Origin of the sequence: Allocoleopsis sp. (assembly GCF_036703385.1) — a bacterium.
Classification (GTDB): Bacteria; Cyanobacteriota; Cyanobacteriia; order Cyanobacteriales; family Coleofasciculaceae; genus Allocoleopsis.
Genome location: NZ_DATNPA010000166.1, coordinates 1 through 5,224, shown reverse-complemented (window position 1 = coordinate 5,224; position 5,224 = coordinate 1). Strand labels below are relative to the sequence as shown.

Sequence of the window (5,224 nt, the reverse complement as noted above, 5' to 3'; positions counted from 1 at the left end):
CTGAACTCAAGGAAGCCTGTCGCCAACTCAACGGCATTTCTACGGGAGAAGCTAAGATTACGAATGGTTACAACCTACCAGCACGGTTTGTCATTCATACAGTCGGGCCAGTCTGGCAGGGAGGTAATCATGGCGAGGGTGAGATGTTAGCCAGGTGTTACCGTAACAGCTTAGCCTTGGCAGAGCAATACTCCCTCCGAACCGTTGCGTTTCCATCGATTAGCACAGGAGCATTTGGTTTCCCGATTGAACTCGCCTCTCAAATTGCAGTGCGTGAAGTCAGTGGTTTTATGATGAGCAATAGTTCAGTTGAGAAGGTAATCTTTGTTTGCTTGGAGCAAAGTGCTTGCCAATACTACTTAGATGCTATTCGGAGAATTTGATAGAACTTTTCCAGAGCGAAGGATGAGTCCCCAGAAAATTTAAGGATTCAGGATGGGGTTAATCTTATGATGAGCAAAGAACATTGCTGCCTTTTGCTACGCGATCGCATTTGGATAACTACGCTTCCAGTACAACCTTCTTTAACCAGTCCACCACGTCTGCGATCGCCTCATTGGGACTGATGCATTGCAAGGAAATATTGTCAATGATTTGAGGGGTGATGACACAAATCGCCCCATCAAACTTGCTCAGGGCGTTCAGGAATGTTTCACTAAATCCCCTGCCTTCGTAGAACACTAAAACGACACGTTTATCGGTATCTAGCAAGTCCCAATAAATTTGGAGTTCTAGCATTGTCTTGGGGGTGCCATCTTTGCACTTAGGGCAGTCACTCTTGACCATTTCGGTGTAAATTTTGCTGGCGGGGTTATCGCGATCAATGAATTTGCTGCCGTCGATGCAAATTAGGTGGATAGTTTGGCTTACGGTAGGGTCATTGGCGATGGCAACTCTGAGGCTGTGGGGTAAATTGGCAAAGTTGAGGCTTTGAGTAAAGGACGTAGAACCGACAGGGGTGGTTTCTAGAATTTCTGGATGGATAAGGGTAAGTTGAGTGTGCCAAGCCTGGTAAAACTCTGGATAGGACATATTTTGGGCACACTGCCAGATGACTTCGTAGGCACTACTGTATCGCCAAAAGTCATCGTTTCTAGTGTCATTGGATAAGTAGTCTTTCAAGAGTGTGACTATTTCTGCTAAGTGATCTTCTTGCAGAATTTTTTTCAAGCTTTTAACTGCTTGCCTAAGGATAGATTCCTTCACAGTTGACTTAATGGTTCGTACTAACGCCGCGATCGCTGTTTCATTACCAGTAGCAATTTGCCCTAAGCTATAAGTTGCTTGCGCACGGGTAGCTTCATCCTCAGAGGACTCAATTAGTCGCATTAACGCCGCGATTGCTGTTTCATTGCCAATACCAATTTGCCCTAAGCTATAAGCTGCTCGTCTGCGAGTGTATTTATCCTCAGTGAACTCGAGCAGTTGCACTAACGCTGTGATCGCTGTTTCATGGCCTGTGCCAATTTGCCCTAAGCCAGAAGCTGCTCGACTACGAATAGCTCCATTCTTGGTTGACTCAAGTAGTTGCACTAAAGCTGTGACTGCTGTTTCATTACCAGGGTCAATTGTCCCTAAGCTCAAAGCCACTAGCCCACGAGTGGACTCACCTTTAGTGGACTCAAGCAGTTGCACTAAGGCAGCGATCGCTATTTTATTACCCGTGCCAATTTTCCCTAAGCTATAAATCGCTCGTCTACGGGTGAATCGATCTTCAGATGACTCAAGCAGTTGTACAAAAGCTGGAACCGCTGTTTGATTGTCTGGGTCAATTTCCTTTAGGCTATATGCTGCTCGCTTACAAATATCTCCATCCTTAGTTGACTTAAGCAGTTGTACTAAGACTGCGATTGTTGTTTCATTACCAGGGTCAATTTTCCCTAAGCCATAAGCTGCTAGCCACTGAGTTGATTCATTTTCAGTGGACTCAAGCAGTTGCACTAAGACTGCGATCGCTGTTTCATTGCCAGGGCTAATTTTCCCTATGCTATCAGCCGCTTGCCAACGAGTATCTTCATCCTGAGTTGATTTGAGCAGTTGCACCAACGCGGCAATTGCTGTTTCATTGCCGATGCCAATTTTTCCTAAGCTATCAATCGCTTGCATACGGGTGAATTCATTCTCAGTGAACTCGATCAGTTGCACTAGAGCTACGATGGCTATCTCATTACCTGTGCCAATTTGCCCCAAACTACTAACCGCTTTCCTAAGAGTGAATTCATTCTCCGTTGACTCAATTAGTTGGACTAAGGCTACAATCGCTGTTTCATTGCCAGGGTGAATTTTACCCAAAGTATCAGCTGCTTGCCAACGCATCTCTCCCTCTTGAGTTGAAGTAAGCAGTTGTAGCAAGGCTGTGATTGCTGTTTCATGGCCTGTGCCAATTTCCACCAAACTATTAGCTGCTACTCTACGAGTGGATTCATTCTCCGTTGACTCAATCAGTTGTACTAACGTTGCGATCGCTCGTCTTCGATCTGTTTCTCTCAGCGCCGCCCTAGTTGCTTCTGCATCCGGATCGACAAATGTCTGCCACGCCTGTTTCTTATTATCAAAATAACCATAGCCCCACCTAATAAGCTGCGCTACAATCACATCAGCCCACCTACAGTCCCTAAACTCCGAAATTCCTGCTGCTGCTAGAAAATAGGCTCGATATGAATAAAAAATCTTGCCCACATCCTGAAACATTACCAACGCCTTGATCAAGGCTTCTTTGTGTTCTTTTGGCACATCCTCTCGCCCCAGCCACAGCAAAATCACCTCCTTCCAAGAAGGGTCAAAAATACGGTAAGTGCCTTGCACGGGGTTGTGGGGAATATGATTGAGGAAATAGTGCCAATCATCAATTACCTGCGCTGCAAAATATTCCTGAAATGTGGAATGGTAGAAAGCGTAGACTTTCTCACCTCGGTTTTCAGCTTCTACTGCCACTCCCACTTGATTGAGCCAACCCAACTGAAGCGCTAACCTATACAAATCTGAATCAGGTTCGCCCAATACCTCACAAACGAGGCGATGTCGCAGACGGAACTTAGTTTTTTCAGAAGCGATCGCTCTCTTCGCTAATTCTCCCAGCGCCTTATTCAATTCCTGTCGCTGAGTTGAACTTGTCGGAAATCGGTCTTGTTTCCACTCGTAGAGCGCTGCGGTAAACTGCTGATAAAGACCAGCTTTAGTATTTGGTAATCCTCCTTGCCCTAGCGTCCAAGTGCGACACAACAGCGCCAACCTGAGAGGATTTTTCACCGCATCTTTGATTCGCTCTTTTCCTGGTTGTTCTAACTCAGCCCGTAAGCGTTCAGGCAATTGGGGCTTACTCTTGAACCAACGCTTGATAAACTGCCCCACCTGATCAGGAGTTTGGGCATCTCCATAGCTAAAGTCTAAATTGCGATACGTCTCAAACGCTTCCAGAGCATTTTTCCCCGCATCCCAAACATTGAGCCGACAAGTCAGCACTACCCTAGCATCAGCTACCCAGCCTGTAATCTGATTCGCAATCAACTGTAGGGGCAATCCCCCTGTGGTTACCCCCACTGCCATCTCATCCACCGCATCCAACAGCAGCCATACCCGTCCACTATTGAACAACTCGCCCAGAGTCTTTTGCATTTCCTCCGAAACGTGTACTCTCCGGGTCGCATTTTCTAGCCAATCTTCAAGTAAATACGCCTTCAGACTTTTCCCCTGCAAGTCTGCCAAAGAAATCCAAATCGGTACATCTTCTGTGTTGTCCAGAACCCACGCCGTAATCTTTTGTAGAAGCGTTGATTTTCCTGCCCCCGGTTCTCCAATAATGGCGATTCTTCGACTTCGCCCAAGACGCAGAACTTGCTCAAAAAACTCATCCTGATGAAATGTTTTAATGATTTCATCTTGGGCAGACACAAGGTCTGTCCCTACATATAACTGTGAACCCTGCTCTGGAGTGACGTCACCACTGCGTCGATCGCGCTTTTTTCGCTCTACCAGTCCCAAGGGCACATAAATCTCATCCAGTTCAAACGCAGCGCCATCCCCAGCTGTTAGGGGATTAGTCGTCAGCCGTCCCAGATTTTGAGCCTCCAGCATGTCACGGCAAATTTGCCTCCAGTCAATCCCTAAATTCTTCTTCTCTAGTTCTGCCTCTGGGGGTGTGTCGGAGGGTGGGGCAGATTCTACCTGAATAGGTGGATCTTTTTCGATATAGGCGATCGCGTGCCAGTCCAACCCCAACTTCTCACTGATTTCAACAAAGTTTAAATAATCAACGCGCTTGCCTGTAAAAAAGCTGGTGATAGTAGCGCGAGAGAGTCCTATCTCTATAGCTAAAGCATGTTGACTGGGAAAGCCATGCAGCCTCAGAGCCTGCCTGACTTTTGGAAGACACTCTGGAGCAACTCGGATTGACCGCGACATACGCGACATAGCTTCAAGAGCAGGATTTTTTTCACATCATATCGACTTTTTGTTTAGCCGAGCACGAGCAGTCACGCATAAGTCAAGCAATCTCAATCATTTCTCAATCCGAAACTCAAGCAGTCACCAAGTTTGATGGATTTATAGAAAGCTATCTGCCTAAGAGCAATGGCGACAGCTTCTACAGACTACCGGATTATCAAAACATCAATGTCTTCCGACGTTTCCCAAAAAAGTTCGGGGAATCCCCCAAGCTTTGCTAATTCCCCCAACGACTTACCCCAAAATTTAAGAGTCTTTCAGCCTCCCTAACGATCGCGTTGCTTAAGGAAAATTCCCCCAATTATTCTGAACTCAACTCAATTCACTCCCTCACCGAAAGCAATTCATCTGACCAGGAGTCACCTATGAACAATAAGTATTTGGCAATATTAACCTCAATCATCTTAATTACAGGATTGAGTCCGCCCATCATACCCGCTCACGCTCACCAGTTTGTAAGGACTTTAACGTTTCACGATGTTCTTGTAAAACACTCCCTACTCAGCCTCAGCCCACCCAGAGAATCAGTTCCGTCATCACCAACTGATCGAGGGGCACCGCGTACTCGCAAAGGAGGAGCAGGTCGTTTAAAAGCGGGAACTCCGTTGAAAGGTTCAGAACTTGTGCCGCACTTCCCCTTTGGAGCGATCGCATGATGGTGCTGCACTCCATGCGATCGCTCCCTTTAACTACACCGCTTGCATAAATAGCCAAGAAAAAGGTGATGAGTTGTATAGAGACATCACCAAACTGGATGTTTGCCAGTAGCATCACGTTTCTT

The 5,224-nt window shown here is 46.5% G+C and carries 3 protein-coding genes; 1 reads left to right on the top strand and 2 read right to left on the bottom strand.

Translation table 11 applies throughout. From position 1 onward, the window contains the following. On the top strand, positions 1-383 hold a 383-nt coding region (locus V6C93_RS08595), incomplete at its 5' end, for a macro domain-containing protein (RefSeq protein WP_333476241.1). Between the two features lie 118 nt (positions 384-501). Here V6C93_RS08595 and V6C93_RS08590 read toward each other — a convergent pair. After that, positions 502-4,401 (bottom strand): HEAT repeat domain-containing protein, encoded by a 3,900-nt coding sequence (locus tag V6C93_RS08590; protein WP_333476240.1) that lies wholly within the window; start codon positions 4,399-4,401, stop codon positions 502-504. A gap of 549 nt (positions 4,402-4,950) precedes the next feature. Continuing rightward, positions 4,951-5,224 (bottom strand): hypothetical protein (locus V6C93_RS08585; protein ID WP_333476239.1); only part of this gene is annotated, 274 nt, incomplete at its 5' end.